This is a genomic window from Caballeronia sp. PC1 (genome assembly GCF_021353155.1).
Taxonomy (GTDB): Bacteria; Pseudomonadota; Gammaproteobacteria; order Burkholderiales; family Burkholderiaceae; genus Caballeronia; species Caballeronia cordobensis.
In genome coordinates, this window is the sequence record NZ_JAJUBH010000004.1 from 291,500 (window position 1) to 308,744 (window position 17,245).

Genomic DNA, 17,245 nt, shown 5'->3' on the forward strand with positions numbered 1-17,245 from the left:
TCCGCGCGCCGCAACTCTTTCATCGCATAGCAGATATAACGCCCGCATCACGGGACGCTCGTAGTCGATGACCCCGATCGCCGTAACGAGCTCGAGCTCCAAGCGGCCGGCTTCAGTCTCGAGTATCCAACCGTTCCCACGCGCGAGCCGTGCTGCGATCCATGAAAGCTGCGCGGTTTCTAACCAACTGCCGAACTTTTCGTGAGCCGCCAACCATCGCTGTATCGCTTGCTCGCGGTACTGAACGCCAGGCCACGCACCCGACCTGTGGTAAGCGGTCATCATTCCCCAAGTCAGCCAACAAAGTAGTTGGACTCGGTCTCGGTGCTCGAGCGAAGGAAACAGGTTGAACATCGGTCATCTCGCGCTAGGGCACGCACTCTGCCCTCTCAAGTAGGAGACAGCGCATTTCACGGGTTATCTCGTTCGCAGGGCCGACGCCGCTAGAGGCTCAGCCGTTTTCGTGCCAGCACTTTCGCCCCAGACGATGCGTCGTCGCAAATTCGCGCGCCGGATTGTTTGAAGCCTATTTCCACCCTAACAAAATCGAATCCTATCGCTTGGTAGGCCGCTGTTAGACTTGGCGCAAAGACAGTCGAATTGTTCGGACGATAATTTGGTCGCCTGATCGTGGCCGGTATGGGTACACTAAGAGCTAAGCATCAAGCGCGCGCGGATCGCCGGTGAGCGTATCGGAAAACTATCATGCGAACTCAATCCATCTTGAAAGGGCGATTCACCGTTATCCCGGACTTTCAATTGGCGGCGCCGGGCAGCTACGTCGGAATCGTTCGGGTTACCGAGCAAACCGATGGCGGAACGAAGACTTCGATACGCAGAGGAACGCGCCTGTTCGCCTCTGCGCCCGACGCACTGGACGACGCGGCGCTTCAAGCGCGACGTATCGCGGCCGCACTGAATTAGCTGCCAGACTCGTACCAGTCAGCCAAACGGATCTCGTCAGTTGCGATTCTCACTTCCGAGGCAAATCCCGTTTCTTCGTACGGGCTATGGTTGCATCGAACGTCCGCTCGGTTCGGTTGAGAGCGCGCTGCCTTCCTGGTTGGGTTTTCTCGCCTTGAGTTCTGTACCTTTCGCCGGGGCGCGGACATGCGCGCATCGTCCTTCATGCAATGGTCTTTTTCAGGAGAGCGCCGCAGGACCTTCGCATCAACGGTGCGGCAGATCATCACAAAAACGCGAGCATCAGCGCCTGATTTCACGAGTAGTAGGGTCCGGGTAGCATGCGTTCGGTACGTCGCGAGATGCCCACAGCCGGTCATACTTAACGTGGACGGGGCCTGTTGCATCCCGCCGTGGTTTCTCACGCACCTCAATTCGATGTGCATTTTCCATCTCCATGCGGGTCAAATTGCCACCAGTTCGCAATGCCGATCCATCGGTCATCGGCAATCCAGTCCAAATTCACGATCAGGACAAGTTCGGATCAGGAAGTTCAGAAATGAAAAACGCGTCACCCGCGATCCTTAACGTGCTTCTTATCGTCCGTTCAGGGTCGCCTGCACCCCTTGCCAACGAAGCCATTTTCGACGCGCTAGAACGACAGGGTATCGACGTTCACCGCGCAGACGTGACGCGAGAAGGTTTGACCATCTTGTGCAAAGGAGACGTCAAGACGCTACGCCTCTGCGCAGAGCACCTTGCGTCGCTGTCTTTCGTGAAGGGCGTTTCAATGCAGCGGTGCGACGACGGGGGTGCATGATGGCCGGCGTCGCGCCTCGGTCAACCAGTGCCGCAGGGTGTCCGCGGTTCGCCGAAGTGACGCTGAAGGAACTTGACGCAGAAGGCAGGCAATGACGGACCCGGCCCATGGCTGCAAACGTCTGCCGCGGGTACTCGAACATGTGCGTGAAGTGACAATTATCCCGTTAGGAGCCGCGGGTCGCCGTGGACGGGCCGAAACCTGTTAAGAGCGACCGCTCATATCTAGCGCCCATGCATCCAGGGGCGCAGTTTCACAACGCTCGCCGCCATATTGAGAACACAGTTGCAGTAATCCCGCTATGCTGGCTGCCGGCAGAGTGACAAACCAGTTTCTCATTGAGCGCTGGATGCCTTCGTCAGATAATGCGTCGTAGGCGTAAGCGATAGTTCTCAACTTCACCGCGAGCCTTTCAACAGCGCATCTCAAAACAATGGAACGCTCGCTCGAAGGATGCAGTCGGCATAAAGCATTCATCACCCGATTTCGGCCAGTCGCTATACGCGCCGAAACCAAGAGCATCTGCTGGAAAACGAAGTACAGAGGCGCCGGGGAATCCTCTGGGATTCGTCAGAAGCGGAAGGAGCGTTGGACTAGCGCCGGGCAAGTTTGCCGCGCCGACCATGACACATGCCAGGCGCGTCCACCGAAATACCCCCAGCCGTGTGCCCTGCGCGCTTCCCGACGCCAACTGGATGACATCTCGGTAGCCCCTCGCTCCCTTGGCTCAATTTGCTTTGACACACATCACCCTTTGCCCGTAAGCGGCCGGGCAACTCACCTTGATCGTAGTTGAAGCGCTTGGGAGTATCGTGTCCACCAAAGCGAATAAGCGGACACGTGAACACTATCGAAGAAGAGGCGTTGCCGACGCGTCGCCGTCGTCGCCGCTACACCGAAGAATTCAAGGCGCGCGTTGTCGCCGCTTGCCAGGGCACCGGCGTGTCGGTGTCGGCGGTCGCGCTGGAACATCGGCTCAACGCGAATCTATTGCGCCGCTGGCTTGATCAGGCAGAAGGCAGACTTCCGAAGCGGTTGTCTGAGCGCCCGGTAGAAGCTCAATCGACACTACTACCAGCATTCGTTCCTGTAGCCATGGGCGCAAAGGAGGTAGCCTCGACGGAGATCCGTGTCGAAGTTCGCCGGGGAAATCAGTCGATAACCGTGAGCTGGCCGGTCTCCGAAGCCGCGCAATGCGCAATATGGCTGCGCGAGTGGCTGCGGTGATTCGTGTCGACGAGATCTGGCTGGCAGTCGATCCGCTGGACATGCGGGCCGGCTTCGACACGGCGCTAGCGCGCGTGGTGAAGGTGTTCGGCGCCGCGCATCCGCACCACGCCTATCTGTTTACCAGCCGACGCGCCAACCGCTTGAAGGTGCTCGTCCACGATGGCATCGGTATCTGGCTGGCAGCGCGGCGGCTGAATCAGGGCAGTTCGTCTGGCCGCACGCTGGCAGCGAACCAAAGCAGCAAGTGCTCACGCACGAACAGTTGGCGGGCCTGGTGCTGGGGCTGCCGTGGCAACGCATCGGCCAAGATGGCGTGATACGCATCATCTGACGCGTCGACGGTGACGTAAACAGTTCTGCTTCTTGAGATTGACCCGCTCCGACGGACAGATTTGCAGTTAAAGATTTGTCGTGATCCGGCCTCCGTTAAGCGTTGAGTCGCGGGTTGTCCACGGAAGGGCAGCGGGTCGCGTCTCACGACCACGACGCTGCCCGTCGGTGGGCAACTCGCAGGGTGATGCGGTCTTTGTCTTGGCGCTCAAGTTTTCGAATTCGAGCGGCGAACAATAGCCGATGCTGCTATGCAGGCGGCGTACGTTGTACCAGCCTTCTAAGAAGGAGAAGATGCGCCTCCGTGCTTGTTCATGGGTTGCGAAGTGTTCGCGCGACAGGAGCTCTGCTTCAAGCGTCCCAAAGAAGGATTCGCACATCGCATTGTCGTACGCGTCGCCGGCTGTACCCATCGACGGCTGCACGCCGGCTTCGCGGCAGCGTCGCCCAAAGGCAATGGATGTGTACTGGGCGGATTCAACCGGTCGTCGCAACACCTTTGATCGAGGAGGTGTTTATGGGACGACCAGCGGGCTGGATGCGTAAGTTGACAGGGCGAGGAGCGATGCGCTCGCCAGGTGCGCCGTCGCATCGACGTGAGATCGAGCGGCGATTCTGGGAGCAAATCGCAACAGGTATTACGAGCGAGAAGGCTGCAGAGGCGGTTGGCGTGTCGCAGGCAGTAGGCACTCGCTGGTTCCGTCATAATGGCGGCATGCCACTTTCCATGTTGAGCCCGATATCCGGGCGGTACCTGTCGTTCGCGGAGCGAGAAGAGATTGGACTACTTTCGCATCAAGGCGTCGGGGTGCGCGATATTGCTCGTCGTATCGGACGCAGCCCATCAACGGTCTCCCGGGAATTGACACGTAACGCTGCAACGCGTGGCGGGCAGCTTGAGTATCGGGCTTCGGTTGCGCAGTGGAAGGCGGAGCTGGTTGCCAAACGACCTAAACCTTCGAAACTGGTGACTAACCCACGGCTGCGCCACTACGTGCAGGACCGTCTGGAGGGCAAGGTTCGCGACGCTGATGGCCGTGAGATTTCTGGGCCCCGGCAAGCACCATTCAAAGGGAGAAACAAACCGCATCGCGGTGCCCGTAAATGGGTCAATGGCTGGTCGCCTGAACAGATTTCCAACCGGCTGCAGACCGACTTCCCGGATGATGAAGCCATGCGCATCTCTCACGAAGCCATTTACCAGGCTCTCTATATTCAGGGCCGAGGTGCTCTCAAGCGCGAGCTGGTCAGCTGTCTGCGCACTGGGCGGGCGTTGCGCGTGCCGAGGGCCCGGGCACAGGCCAAGGCTTGGGCGCACGTTAGCGAGGACGTGATGATCTCCAGCCGGCCTGCAGAAGTGCAGGATCGTGCCGTGCCAGGGCATTGGGAAGGTGACCTTATCATCGGCCTGAATCGGTCCGCAATCGGAACGCTGGTTGAGCGGACAAGCCGGTTCACCATGCTCGTCCATCTACCTCGCGAGGAGGGCTACGGGCTGATGCCCAGAACGAAGAACGGTCCCGCGCTGGCTGGCTACGGAGCTGTCACGATGGCCAATGCGCTCAAGAAGACCGTGACTGACATGCCTGCCCAGTTGTGGCGGTCATTGACTTGGGATCGTGGAAAAGAACTATCTGATCACGCCCGCTTTACGGTTGAGTCCGGGGTAAAGGTATTCTTCGCCGACCCGCACAGTCCATGGCAGCGCGGCACGAACGAGAACACGAACGGCCTTCTGCGGCAATACTTTCCAAAGGGCACAGACCTGTCCCGGTGGAGCGCTCGAGAGATCCAGGCCGTCGCCAATGCACTGAATTCCAGACCCCGGAAAACGCTTGGTTGGAAGACACCGGCCGAAGCCCTGGACGAATACCTGAGTTCTGCTCAATAATCGAGTGTTGCGACGACCGGTTGAATCCGCCCTGGGCCCCCTGGTCGGAATGCAAAATCACGCCCTCATGACGTCGCTGCTGGAGGGCCATGTCGAGCGCGCGCAACATCAGTTCGGTGTACAAGTGGTTCGACATCGCCCAGCCGACGATGCGCCGGCTGAAGACATCAAGCACCACGGCCAGATAGAGAAAGCCTTCTGTCGTCGGGATGTAGGTGGCATCTGCGACCCACAGTATGTTGGGCCCTTCAGCATTGAAGTGCCGGCGCACGAGGTCCGGCGCACGCTGCCCCCGCACGCTGGCGCGTTGTACGTGGCCAGCGCCGTCGGCTTGCTCCCCGTAGGTCCGCGATGCGCATCAGGCGCGCGACTCGCTTGCGTCCCACGTGCACTCCCTCGCGCGCAAGTTGCGCATGGATGCGCGGCGCCCCATACGTACCTCGCGAACTCGCATGCAGCGTACGAATGCGCGTCAGTAGTTGAGCATCGCTACGGGACCGCCTTGAAGGCTCCCGCACCAGCCACGCGTAGTAACCGCTGGTCGAGACTCCCAGCAGCCGCGCCATCGTAGCAATGGGCCAACGGGCCTGGTTTGCTCTCATGAATCCGTATCCTTCGAGGACACGGCTCCTGTCTCGCGGGCGAACCAGGCTGCGGCGTGAGAGAGAATGTCGCGCTCCGTCTTTAATTGCCGATTCTCGCGGCGCAGACGTGTGAGTTCTTGGCGCTCAGCCGTGGTCAACCCCTCCTGACGCACGCCGGCATCAATATCCGCCTGCGCCACCCAGTTGATTATCGTCTGCACACTAGGCTCGAACTCTCGCGCAAGCTCCTCGGGTGTTCGCCCCGCCTTCACCAGCTCGACTATATGAGCCCGGAACTCCGCCGGGTACGGTGCTCGATGCTTGCCCATTTTGGCACCCCCTTTTTCAAAGGATAGGTGTCCGTTTTGGCGGGTCACCCATTGAGAGGCCAAAGTCAAGGGGTAACAAGGCCACCCCACAGCCCGCGGCTGTGTCACGATAAAGCAGTCGCCCTGTACACAGGCGTTGTTACACGGATGACGCATCCGGTTTCTCGACAATCGTAGGTTACGACCACAACGGGCCGCACCAGTCACCCATCGGGATCAAGGTACGCGCCGGTCATGCTCGCGTGCACCCCTGGCTCATATCGAGCCCCAGAGAATCATCGGTGCCAGGTTCATGTCCAGGTGTCAACCGGTAGGGTTGCCGCCAAGGGCGGCACCAGACCCGGTGGGCTCATGGCCTGGGCGTCCCGGTAACAGACCTGCATACCAGGAGGGGGGCGCGGCGATCCAATCAATCTACTGGTTCGAAGCCAACCCGCAATGCGGACCCGTCGCGCCTTGCGTCACTCAGACAAAACATCGGCTCACATCGAACGGCTTACCCTCATGCATCATGTACCAGGCCGCACGGGCCAACTTGTGCGCGAGCGCCTTCATCGCCACGACGGGCAGACGCTGGGCCTTCTTCCGCTCGTAAAAACGTCTGGCCTGCGGGCAGCAGCGCATGGCGGCGGCGGCGGCCTCGATAAAAGCCCAGGCCAGATAGCGGTTGCCATTCTTCGCGTTGCCCTGGCCCTTCTTCCTGCCGTTGGAGACGCGCCGGCTCTCGACGCACCGGCAGTACGAGCTGAACTGGCCGGGGCCGGGAAAGCGCGCGATAGTCCCTGTCTCGAGCATGATGGTGGCCGCCAGGATTTCGCCAATACCGGGCGTGGTCTTCAGGATCACGAATTCGGGACGCAGCTTCACTTCGCGGTGGATGATTTGTTCGAGCGCGCCGATCTCGCTGCTGAGCGCGCGGATGATCGCCATGCTGGCCTCAAGCGCGCGCTGCACGTAGGGCGGCAGTTGCAGTGCCGGCACGGCAGTGCACTCGAGCCGCTGAACCTGCTCGCTGTTCATGCGCAGGTTCAGGTGACGCGCGAGCAGGCTCTCGATACTGAGGATGTTCACGGTGCGCTGGCGCACCAGTTGAAGGCGCTTGCGCGAGAGGTCGCGCAGTGTACGCTCCTGGGGCGGATAGATGTACCCCTCAGGCAGTAGTCCAAGGCGCAGCACATGCGCGAGAAATACCGCGTCGTGTTCATCGCCGGCGTACTTCAGGCCTTCGTACTGCTTGATAGCAGCGGTATTGGCGAGACGCACACTGAAGCCGGCCGCCATCAGGCCGTCGACAAGCCAGTACCAGTTGAACGTTGACTCCACAACCACCCCCTGCAACTCCTCGCGGTGGGGTGCCAGTGCGGCGATGATGAGTTGCAGATCATTCACGAGCCGTTTGCGATACAGCACGTGGTCCTGATCGTCGATGACGGCGACCACTGCGTTGTTCGAATGAAGATCGATGCCGCTATACTTCATTTCAGCCTCCTCAAGGGTCCTGTTGACCGTCGCAGTTCAACTGTAGACCCTGGCCGCTCCCTCCTTTGGGCGGACAGGAGGCCTCTCAATGATTATCAATCTCACGGTACCCCCGCCGCCTGATCGATTCGGCGTGCGAGATCGCCATGAGAGAAGGTGTGAGCAGCTACAAGCAGGTCAAAGCGCTGACCGAGCGTCTGCTGGAGCAGGCGCTGTCTGACCTGGACACGCCCCTTCAGGGCGAACTGCCCTTGACTCAGGAACATCACCTCATCCGGGACGGCGACGACTATGCCGACCTGTTCACCCTCGGCGCCAGTCATAGCGCCGCCATGTCATCACCCAACGGAGATCTCCCTTGAGCATGAGCCTCGCTGAAATTGACCGCGCCCTGCGCGAACTGCGTCTGTCTGACATCAGCGCGACGCTGGAAACCAGGGTGCTGCAAGCCCAGGCCAGCCAGCGGCCGTTCCTCGAAACCTTCTCCATGATTCTGCAGGACGAGCTCGATCGGCGGCAATCCAGGCTTCTCGAACGACGTTACCAGCAGTCCGGTCTGGACGAGCGAAAAACCTTGAGTGACTTCGACTGGGCCTTCAAACCCAAAGTACCTCGTCGGGCTTGCTTCGAGTTACACACCCTGAAGTTCGTCGCCGACAGCGACAACCCATTGCTGATAGGCAAAACGGGCACCGGCAAAAGCCACGTCGCCAAGGCCATCGCCTACAACGCCACCCTTCAGGGAATGAAGGTGCGCTACGTCGAGTCCGACACCGTGTTCGCCGGCTATGCTGTGGAAACACGGGCCGATCAGGACCGTCTGCTCAAGGCACTCGTTGAGCCCGAACTCCTTGTGCTTGACGATCTGTTCCTCGCCAAACGCATCCCTGATGCCGCAGCCGAACTGCTGCAGACCCTTGTTCACCAACGATACAAGCATCGCCGCAGCATTCTCGTCACATACAACCGCATCGTCCAGGACTGGGGGCGCTACCTTCGCGACAGCACCATGGCCTCGACGATTCTTGACCGTCTCCTGCATCGTGCGTATTTCGGACGAAGGTGACCGGCCGTTTCGGGATCGTGACCGGCGATTTCGGCAACGTGACCGGCCGTTTCGGGAACGTGACCGAACGAACCGGACGGCAGGACTGGCGTTGCGCATGACATCAACCACGCGAGCTATGCTCGCCGGCTTTTGCCGGAGAGAGCATGCCCGCGCACCGGATGAACATGCGCATGATCAAGGATGTTTTACGACTTAAGTTCGACGGCGGTTTCTCGCATGATCGAATCGCCGCGTCGCTGGGAATTTCCAAGGGCGTGGTCACGAAGTACGTCGGACTGGCGGGTGCCGCCGGGCTGGATTGGGCGATCGCCCGTGATATGGACGAAGGCGAGCTCGAGCGACGGCTTCTTGGCAAGCCCGCCGGACCCGCAGCCTATGCACAGCCCGACTACGGTCGCATTCATCAAGAGCTGCGCCGCAAGGGCGTGACGCTGACGTTGTTGTGGGAGGAATATCAGGCGGAGTTCGCGAATCGGAAGACCTACCGTTACACGCAGTTCTGCGAGCACTATAAGGCGTTCGCGAAACGGCTGAAGCGCTCCATGCGGCAGATCCACCGTGCTGGCGAGAAGCTATTCGTCGACTTCGCCGGTCCCACTTTGCCGTTGACCACAGGGCGCCGCGCGCACATCTTCGTGGCCGCCATGGGCGCATCGAGCTATACGTTCGCATGCGCCACGCCGGCCGAGACGATGGAGGACTGGCTGAGTGGTATCACCCGCGCGCTGACCTTCTACGGCGGCGTTCCACAACTGATCGTGCCGGACAACCCGCGCGCGATGATCGCCGACCCCGACCGTTACGAGCCGCGCGCGGGCGACACCGTGCTGGACTTCGCGCGTCACTACGGCACCTCATTTCTGCCTGCACGCGTTTATCGCCCGCAGGATAAGGAGTAGGTTTCACATTGCACCTTGTCCGGTAGTTGGAGCGGCGATGAAGGTTGCTTGTGTAGCTTTGCGTCCAGCGGTGCCTCTTACGAGCGGGACATTCCCTGGAGGTTCGTATAGGCAGCGGTGATCATGCCCGTAAACGTGCCGCCGTAGAAGCCCTTGCCGTCCCCATTGGTGGATCGTGGTTTGGCTAACTTCGAGTTGCGTGGCGAGTTCGGCGCCGGTGAGCAAGCCACGCGCGCGTAGTCGCTCATATCGACTCGGCAGCCCATAGGTGGTCCGTACCAGCGCCACCTTCCGCGCGGTGAATGTCTGGTGCTGCCAGTTTGTATATCCGAGCTCGTTGAGTCGTGTGGCGACCTGCTGATCGGTACACGTTTCCAGAAGCCCATCAATGACGGTGACGACCGCCGGTTGTGTCTTGCGTACAAGTGCCATCGACCTGGGTTTGTCGACTGCGAGTGAGATCGTGCGGCCGCCGCGGAAGCGCACATGGATCGAGACCTTCTCCGACTTCACCAGGGTGACGTCGTCGATGAGCAGTCTTAGCATACGCTTGCGCTCGACGGATTCGATACGTCTGTCGTTCCACACGACGGCGAAGTCATCCGCGAGAGCCCGAATGCGTGCACGAGCCTCGTCGCCAAGCAGATCCTGATCCGATCGGCGTTGGCGTTCGTGTTCCTGCTGTAGCACGTCCAGTCGACGAAGGCGATCATTCCAGTCGGCCTCAAGCGCGTCGGCAACCATCCGGTTTGCCGGGTCAACATTCATGTAGCGACGGCGCGCGAGCTCAGCTTCGTAACGCGCGCGTTCCAGTTGCTTCAGACGCATGGAGTTGGCCTGCTCAATGCGTCCGGCGATCTCGTCCTCGACCGCTAGCGCCACTTCGATGGCTGCCGGCCCAACCGTCTGAAGCAGTAATGCGCTGATGGCATCATCAATTGCGCGTCCACGTACCGACTGGCACGGCTTGCCAGCATCATGGGCAGCGACGTCATGACATACGTAGTACGGTTCAAGCCTGCCGCTTACCTTCTGGTAGCGCACCCGCATGCGATTTCCGCACAACCCGCAGATGACTCGCCCTTGTAGAAGTCCATCGCCTTCGCGAGGGACAGTGCCTCGTGCGAGCGAACCAAATCCGTTTGCGCTTTGCCTGAGCGTAACCTGATTGCGCTCGAATTCGTCCCAGTCGATATAGCCGACGTGAGCGCTGCGGATGAGCACCTGCCAGTCGGATTGTGCAACCTTAAACTGCGTGCTCGTCAGGTCAGCCTTGCGTCCAATACGTGTCCGCCCATACACAAAGGCCCCAGCGTATCGGGGGTTGTGCAGAATCTGCAGGACACGCGATGTGTTTAGCCCGCCCCATTGCACTTCGCCTTTGCCGATGCCGCGGCGGATGCGCCGCGGGAAGACCCAGCCTTCGCGACGGAACCGGCGCACAACCATGCTTGCCGAGTGCGTTTGCCGGTAAGTATCGAACAACAGTCGCAGGCTCGCGTGGATTTGCTGATCAGGGTCAAGTACAACCGATCCATTTGGATGGTAGACCAGTCCGATGGGCAGCGGGAGTTCGAGCTCGCCACGTCGCGCCTTGTTGCGCATCCCACCCTGCAACCGCGCGTTCAGAACGTGCAATTCGGCCTCGCTCATGGTTCCCTTCAGACCGAGCAGCAGGCGGTCGTTGAAGTAAGCCGGATCATAGACGCCGTCTTCGTCAAGGATCAGAGTGTGGGTCAATGCGGCAAGTTCGATGAGCCGATGCCAGTCTGCGTTGTTGCGCGCGAGACGTGACACCTCCAGTCCGAGTACGATGCCGGCGTGACCGATGGCGACCTCCGAGACCAGTTGCTGGAAACCGTCCCGGTCTTCTGCGCTCGCGCCGGACAGACCCAGGTCGCTGTCGATGACGTGCACGCGTTCGATGGGCCAGCCCAGCGATACGGCACGCTCGCGTAATGCGTACTGGCGCTTGGTACTCTCGGTGTTCTCGAATACCTGTCGCAGCGAAGATTGCCGCACGTATAGAAAGGCGTCGCGGCGCAAGTGGTCGGCCGTGACTTTCTGGTACGGGTCAGTAGACATGGGCGAGCTCCGAATGGGTGCGCAGAACGAGATTGGCCAACAGACGTACCAATTCGTCGCTGGATGGGAGTGCGCCCATGCGTTCCTCTTTGCGAGATTCAGGAGCGTCGCTGGTCGCAGGGGCCGTCATCGCAAGCATGGAAAGTCCATGCAGCATGCCGTGGTAACGAATCGCCGCCATACCCTCTGGGCAAGGGGCGCCTTCTATCACCGCGTCGCGTAGCGCCTCGTAGGCAGCAGTCAAGGTTTGCGCGAGGGGATGGGTGGCGACAGATGGTTCTACGGTTTTTTTTTGCGTGCGATCGCGCGTTCGATGCTGCGGGGGTGGACCGAGATGCCAAGCTCGGATTCCAGTTGCTCGGCTAGTGCGCGGGCGTGAATGGAGCCGTCTCCTTCGAGATGTCGTTCGACGAAGGCCATCGCTTCGAGATTGAGCTTGTGTGCGCCCTTGGGCCCACGCGGTTTCGGCATGAGTCCGGCCAGGCCGTCGCGCGCGAATGCTGCCTCGGCCTGATAGAAGGTCGGGCGGGACACGCCGAACAGCTCTGCAGCGTCGGCCTTCGAGGCGCCGTCGACGCTGACGTGGCGCAGCATCTCGTACTTGACCTGGATCAGATCGCGGGCGTCGAAGAAATCGTTCGACTGAAACCAGGGAGCTCGCACCCGCTCGGGATGAGGGTTCAGCACGCCGAGTCGCCTGAGGCGGTCCTGCTTCGAATCGAGCTTGGTCAAGGTCACTGCGCCGGCTAGAGATATGTAATTTAAAATATGCCGCCTTTATTTCAATGTCAAGGCCTGACCAGCCATGAAATCGTAGAAATCCCACCGTATTAACGGTATTCCCGTCACCGCCTCCAAGCGCCTGCACCACAGTAGCGGCGTTATTTAGCTTACATAGACGGCATAATTTATTTGACACGGCCGAGGACCTCCAGCTTCAAGTCGTCGATCAGCGCGCGCAGCCTTCGGAGGTCCTCGACACGAAACTCGGAGCGTCCCGCTGCGGTCTGAGCGAACGCGTCCGGTTCGTCCACATCAGTCCATGAGGCCAGTATCGACACTAGCCGGCCATGTTCGTCATAGAACATCACACGATCCTCTCCCCAGTTCTGACGGCGAGTAGCCAACTGGATTCGGGTACCGCGCAGGGGATGAAATGGGTGGGTGATCTCGACCGTTACAGTCGCGCAACCGTCATCACGACAAGCAGTTGCTGACTTACGATAAGCCGAAGGTCGAAGTGGCGGTTCAGGTGGTCGAACGTTGGATCATGGCGCGCTTGCGTCATCGCCAGTTCGAGTCGGTCCAGTCGGTGGACGACGCGATCCGCCCGCTACTGAAGAACTTGAACGAGCGCCCATTTCAGAAACTGCCGGGATGCCGCGCCAGCGCGTTCACCGAATTAGACGCGCCGGCCCTACAGCCACTGCCGGTGCAGCCGTATGAGCTCGCGCGGTTCAAGGCAGTGACGGTCCACATCTTGTGTGGCGGAGCGATTTCTGTGGCCTCGGCGCTGATGAGCTGCTTCCAGCGGAGATCCCCGCAGTCTGGAGGCCACAGAAATCCGGTTACAGTGAGCGCAGGAAACGCAGCAGGTCGGATTCAATTCGGGGCCTCGGCGCCTCGCCGGATGGCTGTAGTTGCGCCAAGGCGCGCGACTTCATCTCCAGGTCGATTTGTGCGTAAATGTTGGTGGTGTTGAGCGACACATGGCCGAGCCACGCGCGGATGGTGTTGATGTCGACACCCGAGCGCAGGAGATAGGTAGCCGTTGTATGGCGAATCGTGTGCGGGCTCACCCGCTTCGCGCCGACCGCAGGGAACCTCGTCTCGATGCGCTTCGCGCAGCGCTCCACCAGGGAGTGGACTCCGAATCTAGTAATCGACGTACCACGCCGGTTCAAGAAAGCATACTGGTCCGCTGGCCGACCGGCAATCAGTGCCGAGATCTCCGCTGCCGTTTGCGGCCAGAGGGGACACAATCGAACCTTGTTGCCTTTGCCAAGCAATCTGACAAACGCGTTGCCGTTGCCATCTCGCGACTGCAATTGCAGATCCTGCACCTTAACTTGAGCGACCTCTGTCGCTCGCGCGCCAGTGTTGTACAGGAACATCAGCAGCGCATGGTCACGCGTTCCCTGTGCCGTTCGTAAGTCTGCAGCAGCAAGAAGCGCATCCATCTCAGGTTTCTCAAGGTAGGGAATCTCGGGGCGCGCGAACTTACGGAATGGGATCGCTAAGACACGCCCGGACCATTCAAGGTGCTCTGGTCCGTATTCGCCCACGAATCGCGCGAAGCTATGTAAGGCCGCGAGACGTTGGTTGACGGTTCTCGCGCACAAAGCTTTACCGGCCGTCGTTGTTGGGAGAAATCGATTGATCAGGTCTCTGCTGATGTCGTCGATCTTCAGCAGGTCAGGACGCGTTCGTAGTTCGCCCGCAGCGTAGCGAATGAGCCTGGCCAGCGTGTCGCGGTAGCTCAATTGCGTGCTTCGCGCCACACTTCTTACCGTGACAAGGTAATCGGCCAGGAAGCGTTTGATCCATGGGGCCAACAGGTTCAGATCGTTCATGACTGGCTCTCCAGCGCGACGTATCGTCCGAGTCGGTTCGACGCTTCCACGAGAAGTTCCGGAGACATAGGCAGATAGACCTGGGTGGCCGCTATGCTCGCGTGTCCGAGATAGATTGACAGCAGAGGAAGAAGTCGCTGCACGTCGGCACCTTGCTGATACCAGCTGGTCAAGCGATGTACAGCGAACGTTGCTCGCATATCGTGCAAACGCGGCTGATACCGGGCGCCGTCGTTGCGCCGAACGCCAGCCTTTGACCTGAGCCTCGCAAATGCGCGCCGGACGCCGCCGGTTGGCCGACCACCGTCATGACGGACAAACAGTGGCATGTCGTCGCGAGCTTCGACGCTGACGGATGGGTGAACCGCCACCATGTATTCTTGCAGGATGTGGACGAGCTGCATTCCAATTGGAACCCATCGTGTCTTGTAAAACTTCGTGTCGCGAACCGTGAGCAACTGCTGTGGCAGATCCACATCTGCGAGGCATAGGTTCAGTGCTTCGCACAATCGTAAGCCGGTCCCGTATAAAAGCAGCACGAGGACTCGAAGGGTGCGTGCTTCAATCGGCGTCGCGCGTGCACACTCAAGCGCAGCGATCAGTCGGTCGACGTCGTTCTCGGAATACACATAGGGTTGGAAATCCTGATAGCAACGTGGTGTCCGGGTAGGTAGAGGAATGGCAGATACCAAACCGCGTGCGAGCGCAAAGCGGAAAAAGCCCACGAGAGCAGAATGCTTGCGATGCCAATATCGGCTGATCGGGAGATTCCCGTCGAGGAATGCCCGAACCTCCGTCTGAGATATCGAACTGAGTTCCCGCTCACTTCCCACGTACTTGGCAAACAAGACGAGCACGCCGTGAATACTATCGCCCTTGCATCCACCGGCGCGGATAACCTGCATATACAGTGAGATTGCAGCAGCGAGCTTCATAGAAACCTCCCGAGATCAACGTCAGCCACCTGGCGCAAGCCGTCGATGTCGACCTTCGCGTATAACGCCGTGGTGGCGGGATGGCAATGTCCGAGGAAATCTCCAATCTCCTTCATGGTTAGACCTCGTCCGAGAAGCTGGGTCGCACACGCATGCCGCAAGGAATGCGGTCCCTTGTGTTTGATCAACAGATCCATTGGCCTCAGCTGACGATTCACAATCTGCCAGATCGCGCTGCTGCCAAGTGGTTGATATGGACTACGCAGCTGGAGAAACAGCTCCCGCCGATCAGACTTCACTCGAACGAAGCGCAGATACCTCGCAAGAGCATCCGCTACGTCGCCGGCCAGTGGAAACACTGCAACATGTGGGCTTTGCTTGGAACGGTGCACGCGAAAAAGCGCTTCCTGCCAGTCAAAATCGTCGAGACACAGTCGGCGCACTTCGGCCACTCGCAATCCGTACACCGCGAACATCATCAAGATCGCGCGATCACGAATCGCGCCGGGCCGGTTCCCCTCGAGATTCTCAAGGACACGAAGGACTTCCGGCCAAGCCGGACCGGCAGGTAGCGCCTCGCCTTGATATACCCGCGGCGGTTGTATTGACGAGGATAAACCGGGTCGGCATTGCCCGTGTTCTTCCAAATAGCGGATGAAACTTCGAATGTTGTAGCCATAGGTTTGCATCGACGCGCGTGTCAGACCATCGCGGCTTCCCTTCGAGGCAAGAATGAGATCGACGGCTTCCCAGTCAAGTCGAGAGATGTCATAACCCTCGGCATTAGCGAGCCGGAGAAACTCGGAAGCGCGACCGCTACGCGTTCGAATTGTTAGTGCGGAGAGGTTACGCTCGTCGCGCATGAAGCGAGCGTAGGCTGCGATCTGCTCCGAGCCAGGCTGCTCGTTGGTCACCGCTTGCAGTCGTCCAAGAAAACGCATCCAGTTCGTCGCTGTCGAAACATACGCCGTTCGGGATGCTTCCCCATCGGTGCGGGTAGGGTTAGTCGCTCGCCGGTTACGCCATCGATCTGCGAGCTTACCAAGTTGAGCAGCGGTGAAGGAATCCGGTAACGTCCATCTCAATGCCTCTCCTATCCGCAGCATGTACGTTGCATTGCGAATTAAGGTCTTGCGTGAAGCCCAATGGCGTTGCATGTACTCGAGGTATCGAACCCGCTCGCCGTAGAGCGGTGCGGTGGTGTGACGGGAAACTGCAGCCGGGTCCTTGAAAAGTTGATCGAACATGATGAGCCCTCCTTCCGCAAGAAAAGCGGAAAGGTAATATTGCTCCTCAAATCGAGACCTGCTTCTGTGGTCTTCAGACTGCGAGGATCTCCGCTGGAAGCAGCTCATCAGCGCCGAGGCCACAGAAATCGCTCCGCCACACAAGATGTGTTCTGTGGTCGACCACAGAACACATCGACTACCACATCGAGATCGATAAACATCGCTACAGCGTCCCGCACGCGCTTGTCGGACTCAAGCTCGATGCGCGCATCACAGCGGGTGCCGTCGAGTTGTTGCATCGCGGTCGCCGTGTGGCCAGCCATGCCCGCAACGATCGTGTGGGAGGCTACACCACCGTCGTCGAGCACATGCCGGCGGCGCACCGCGCCCATCTCGAATGGACTCCGCAGCGGCTTATCCACTGGGGTCAGCAGATTGGTGGCGCCACCGGCGCGCTCGTCGCGCGGCTTCTGCAGGAACAGCGCCATCCCGAGCACGGCTATCGGGCGTGCCTCGGCTTGCTCTCACTCTCACGTCGTTACGGTCGCGACCGCCTCGAAGCGGCGTGTGCGTTGGCGCTCGAATTGGGTGTGCATCGTTACCGCCACGTGCGCGACATCCTCATCAACAACCGCGACCGCGCGGCAGCGACCACGCCTGTCGAATGGGTCAGTCCGAGTCACGCGCATGTACGCGGCTCCAGCTACTACCATGTATGGACGCCCCCGGTTTGCCAAGCGGTCTTTTCGTGATGAGCAAACAGAGGAGATCGCAGCCATGTATCCGGACTCTCTACGTTGGATTTATCTTCCAACGGTCCCTGATGGAATGCGCTGATCGGTTCCCCAACAATGAATCGCGCTGTTAGCGCTTTGGTAGTAGCGGGATC

The 17,245-nt window shown here is 59.8% G+C and carries 17 protein-coding genes and 4 pseudogenes; 9 read left to right on the forward strand and 12 right to left on the reverse strand.

Translation table 11 applies throughout. From position 1 onward, the window contains the following. Window positions 1-705 precede the first annotated feature (705 nt). From LY284_RS34535 to tnpB, 3 genes are all read left to right on the forward strand, one after another. Entirely contained in the window at window positions 706-924 is a 219-nt protein-coding gene (locus LY284_RS34535) for a hypothetical protein (RefSeq protein ID WP_045462640.1), read from the forward strand. A 1,639-nt stretch (window positions 925-2,563) separates the two neighbouring features. Beyond that, window positions 2,564-2,950 carry a transposase gene (locus tag LY284_RS34540; RefSeq protein WP_231928068.1) on the forward strand — a complete coding sequence of 129 codons (387 nt, stop codon included), beginning with the start codon at window positions 2,564-2,566 and terminating at the stop codon, window positions 2,948-2,950. Further along, the gene (gene tnpB, locus LY284_RS34545) at window positions 2,938-3,270 is read left to right on the forward strand and encodes an IS66 family insertion sequence element accessory protein TnpB (RefSeq protein ID WP_233391555.1); all 333 of its coding nucleotides are present in this window, start codon (window positions 2,938-2,940) and stop codon (window positions 3,268-3,270) included. The genes LY284_RS34540 and tnpB overlap by 13 nt, the downstream gene beginning before the upstream one ends. 81 nt (window positions 3,271-3,351) lie before the next feature. Here the strand turns inward: tnpB and LY284_RS39400 are convergent, their stop codons facing one another. Then, window positions 3,352-3,780, reverse strand: a complete 429-nt coding sequence (locus tag LY284_RS39400) for a transposase (RefSeq protein ID WP_375294328.1) — start codon at window positions 3,778-3,780, stop codon at window positions 3,352-3,354. Between the two features lie 41 nt (window positions 3,781-3,821). Here LY284_RS39400 and LY284_RS34555 point away from each other — a divergent pair, with 41 nt between their 5' ends. Further along, window positions 3,822-5,174, forward strand: a complete 1,353-nt coding sequence (locus LY284_RS34555) for an IS30 family transposase (protein ID WP_233392076.1) — start codon at window positions 3,822-3,824, stop codon at window positions 5,172-5,174. Window positions 5,175-5,217: 43 nt separating this feature from the next. On the opposite strand, the pseudogene LY284_RS39405 reads toward LY284_RS34555, so the two are convergent. The 4 genes and pseudogenes from LY284_RS39405 to LY284_RS34565 all read right to left on the reverse strand — a co-directional run. After that, window positions 5,218-5,472 (reverse strand): annotated as a pseudogene (locus tag LY284_RS39405) (DDE-type integrase/transposase/recombinase); the annotation flags it as partial. Then, window positions 5,423-5,776 (reverse strand): IS3 family transposase, encoded by a 354-nt coding sequence (locus LY284_RS39410; RefSeq protein ID WP_375294329.1) that lies wholly within the window; start codon window positions 5,774-5,776, stop codon window positions 5,423-5,425. The pseudogene LY284_RS39405 and the gene LY284_RS39410, both read right to left, overlap by 50 nt. Then, window positions 5,773-6,087, reverse strand: a complete 315-nt coding sequence (locus LY284_RS34560; RefSeq protein WP_045462502.1) for a transposase — start codon at window positions 6,085-6,087, stop codon at window positions 5,773-5,775. The genes LY284_RS39410 and LY284_RS34560 overlap by 4 nt, the downstream gene beginning before the upstream one ends. Before the next feature lie 465 nt (window positions 6,088-6,552). Then, a complete protein-coding gene (locus LY284_RS34565) occupies window positions 6,553-7,566 on the reverse strand; it encodes an IS110 family transposase (protein ID WP_233391560.1) in 1,014 nt (337 codons plus the stop codon). Between the two features lie 158 nt (window positions 7,567-7,724). Between LY284_RS34565 and LY284_RS34570 the strand changes: the two genes are divergently transcribed. The 3 genes and pseudogenes from LY284_RS34570 to istA form a co-directional block, all read left to right on the forward strand. Then, entirely contained in the window at window positions 7,725-7,928 is a 204-nt protein-coding gene (locus LY284_RS34570; RefSeq protein ID WP_375294330.1) for a hypothetical protein, read from the forward strand. A gap of 2 nt (window positions 7,929-7,930) precedes the next feature. Continuing rightward, window positions 7,931-8,632 (forward strand): ATP-binding protein, encoded by a 702-nt coding sequence (locus tag LY284_RS34575; protein ID WP_304503022.1) that lies wholly within the window; start codon window positions 7,931-7,933, stop codon window positions 8,630-8,632. A gap of 167 nt (window positions 8,633-8,799) precedes the next feature. Further along, window positions 8,800-9,528, forward strand: a pseudogene (gene istA / locus LY284_RS34580) (IS21 family transposase); the annotation flags it as partial. A gap of 9 nt (window positions 9,529-9,537) precedes the next feature. Here istA and LY284_RS34585 read toward each other — a convergent pair. From LY284_RS34585 to LY284_RS34600, 4 genes are all read right to left on the reverse strand, one after another. Next, the gene (locus tag LY284_RS34585; protein ID WP_233391408.1) at window positions 9,538-11,619 is read right to left on the reverse strand and encodes a recombinase family protein; all 2,082 of its coding nucleotides are present in this window, start codon (window positions 11,617-11,619) and stop codon (window positions 9,538-9,540) included. Next, the gene (locus tag LY284_RS34590; protein WP_233391158.1) at window positions 11,609-11,863 is read right to left on the reverse strand and encodes a hypothetical protein; all 255 of its coding nucleotides are present in this window, start codon (window positions 11,861-11,863) and stop codon (window positions 11,609-11,611) included. The genes LY284_RS34585 and LY284_RS34590 overlap by 11 nt, the downstream gene beginning before the upstream one ends. A 35-nt stretch (window positions 11,864-11,898) precedes the next feature. After that, entirely contained in the window at window positions 11,899-12,351 is a 453-nt protein-coding gene (locus tag LY284_RS34595) for a helix-turn-helix domain-containing protein (protein ID WP_073426921.1), read from the reverse strand. Between the two features lie 176 nt (window positions 12,352-12,527). Further along, the gene (locus LY284_RS34600) at window positions 12,528-12,788 is read right to left on the reverse strand and encodes a DUF5372 family protein (protein ID WP_309243244.1); all 261 of its coding nucleotides are present in this window, start codon (window positions 12,786-12,788) and stop codon (window positions 12,528-12,530) included. Window positions 12,789-12,841: 53 nt separating this feature from the next. Here LY284_RS34600 and LY284_RS34605 point away from each other — a divergent pair. Beyond that, window positions 12,842-13,099, forward strand: a pseudogene (locus LY284_RS34605) (IS21 family transposase); the annotation flags it as partial. A gap of 88 nt (window positions 13,100-13,187) precedes the next feature. On the opposite strand, the gene LY284_RS34610 reads toward LY284_RS34605, so the two are convergent. From LY284_RS34610 to LY284_RS34620, 3 genes are read right to left on the reverse strand one after another with little or no spacing between them, the layout of a single operon-like run. Continuing rightward, window positions 13,188-14,192 (reverse strand): tyrosine-type recombinase/integrase, encoded by a 1,005-nt coding sequence (locus tag LY284_RS34610; protein ID WP_233391165.1) that lies wholly within the window; start codon window positions 14,190-14,192, stop codon window positions 13,188-13,190. After that, on the reverse strand, window positions 14,189-15,127 hold the full coding sequence (locus LY284_RS34615; RefSeq protein WP_233391562.1) for a tyrosine-type recombinase/integrase: 939 nt from the start codon (window positions 15,125-15,127) through the stop codon (window positions 14,189-14,191). The genes LY284_RS34610 and LY284_RS34615 overlap by 4 nt, the downstream gene beginning before the upstream one ends. After that, entirely contained in the window at window positions 15,124-16,374 is a 1,251-nt protein-coding gene (locus tag LY284_RS34620) for a tyrosine-type recombinase/integrase (RefSeq protein ID WP_233391564.1), read from the reverse strand. The genes LY284_RS34615 and LY284_RS34620 overlap by 4 nt, the downstream gene beginning before the upstream one ends. 170 nt (window positions 16,375-16,544) lie before the next feature. Here LY284_RS34620 and LY284_RS34625 point away from each other — a divergent pair. Continuing rightward, window positions 16,545-17,108, forward strand: a pseudogene (locus tag LY284_RS34625) (IS21 family transposase); the annotation flags it as partial. Window positions 17,109-17,245: the final 137 nt, after the last annotated feature.

What these genes read in the sequence shown, in the direction of transcription:
- LY284_RS34535 (WP_045462640.1), top strand. Translation starts at nt 706, where the DNA reads ATGCGAACTCAATCCATCTTGAAAGGGCGATTCACCGTTATCCCGGAC.
- LY284_RS34555 (WP_233392076.1), top strand. Translation starts at nt 3,822, where the DNA reads ATGCGTAAGTTGACAGGGCGAGGAGCGATGCGCTCGCCAGGTGCGCCG.
- LY284_RS39410 (WP_375294329.1), bottom strand. Translation starts at nt 5,776, where the DNA reads ATGAGAGCAAACCAGGCCCGTTGGCCCATTGCTACGATGGCGCGGCTG.
- LY284_RS34560 (WP_045462502.1), bottom strand. Translation starts at nt 6,087, where the DNA reads ATGGGCAAGCATCGAGCACCGTACCCGGCGGAGTTCCGGGCTCATATA.
- LY284_RS34565 (WP_233391560.1), bottom strand. Translation starts at nt 7,566, where the DNA reads ATGAAGTATAGCGGCATCGATCTTCATTCGAACAACGCAGTGGTCGCC.
- LY284_RS34575 (WP_304503022.1), top strand. Translation starts at nt 7,931, where the DNA reads ATGAGCCTCGCTGAAATTGACCGCGCCCTGCGCGAACTGCGTCTGTCT.
- LY284_RS34585 (WP_233391408.1), bottom strand. Translation starts at nt 11,619, where the DNA reads ATGTCTACTGACCCGTACCAGAAAGTCACGGCCGACCACTTGCGCCGC.
- LY284_RS34610 (WP_233391165.1), bottom strand. Translation starts at nt 14,192, where the DNA reads ATGAACGATCTGAACCTGTTGGCCCCATGGATCAAACGCTTCCTGGCC.
- LY284_RS34615 (WP_233391562.1), bottom strand. Translation starts at nt 15,127, where the DNA reads ATGAAGCTCGCTGCTGCAATCTCACTGTATATGCAGGTTATCCGCGCC.
- LY284_RS34620 (WP_233391564.1), bottom strand. Translation starts at nt 16,374, where the DNA reads ATGTTCGATCAACTTTTCAAGGACCCGGCTGCAGTTTCCCGTCACACC.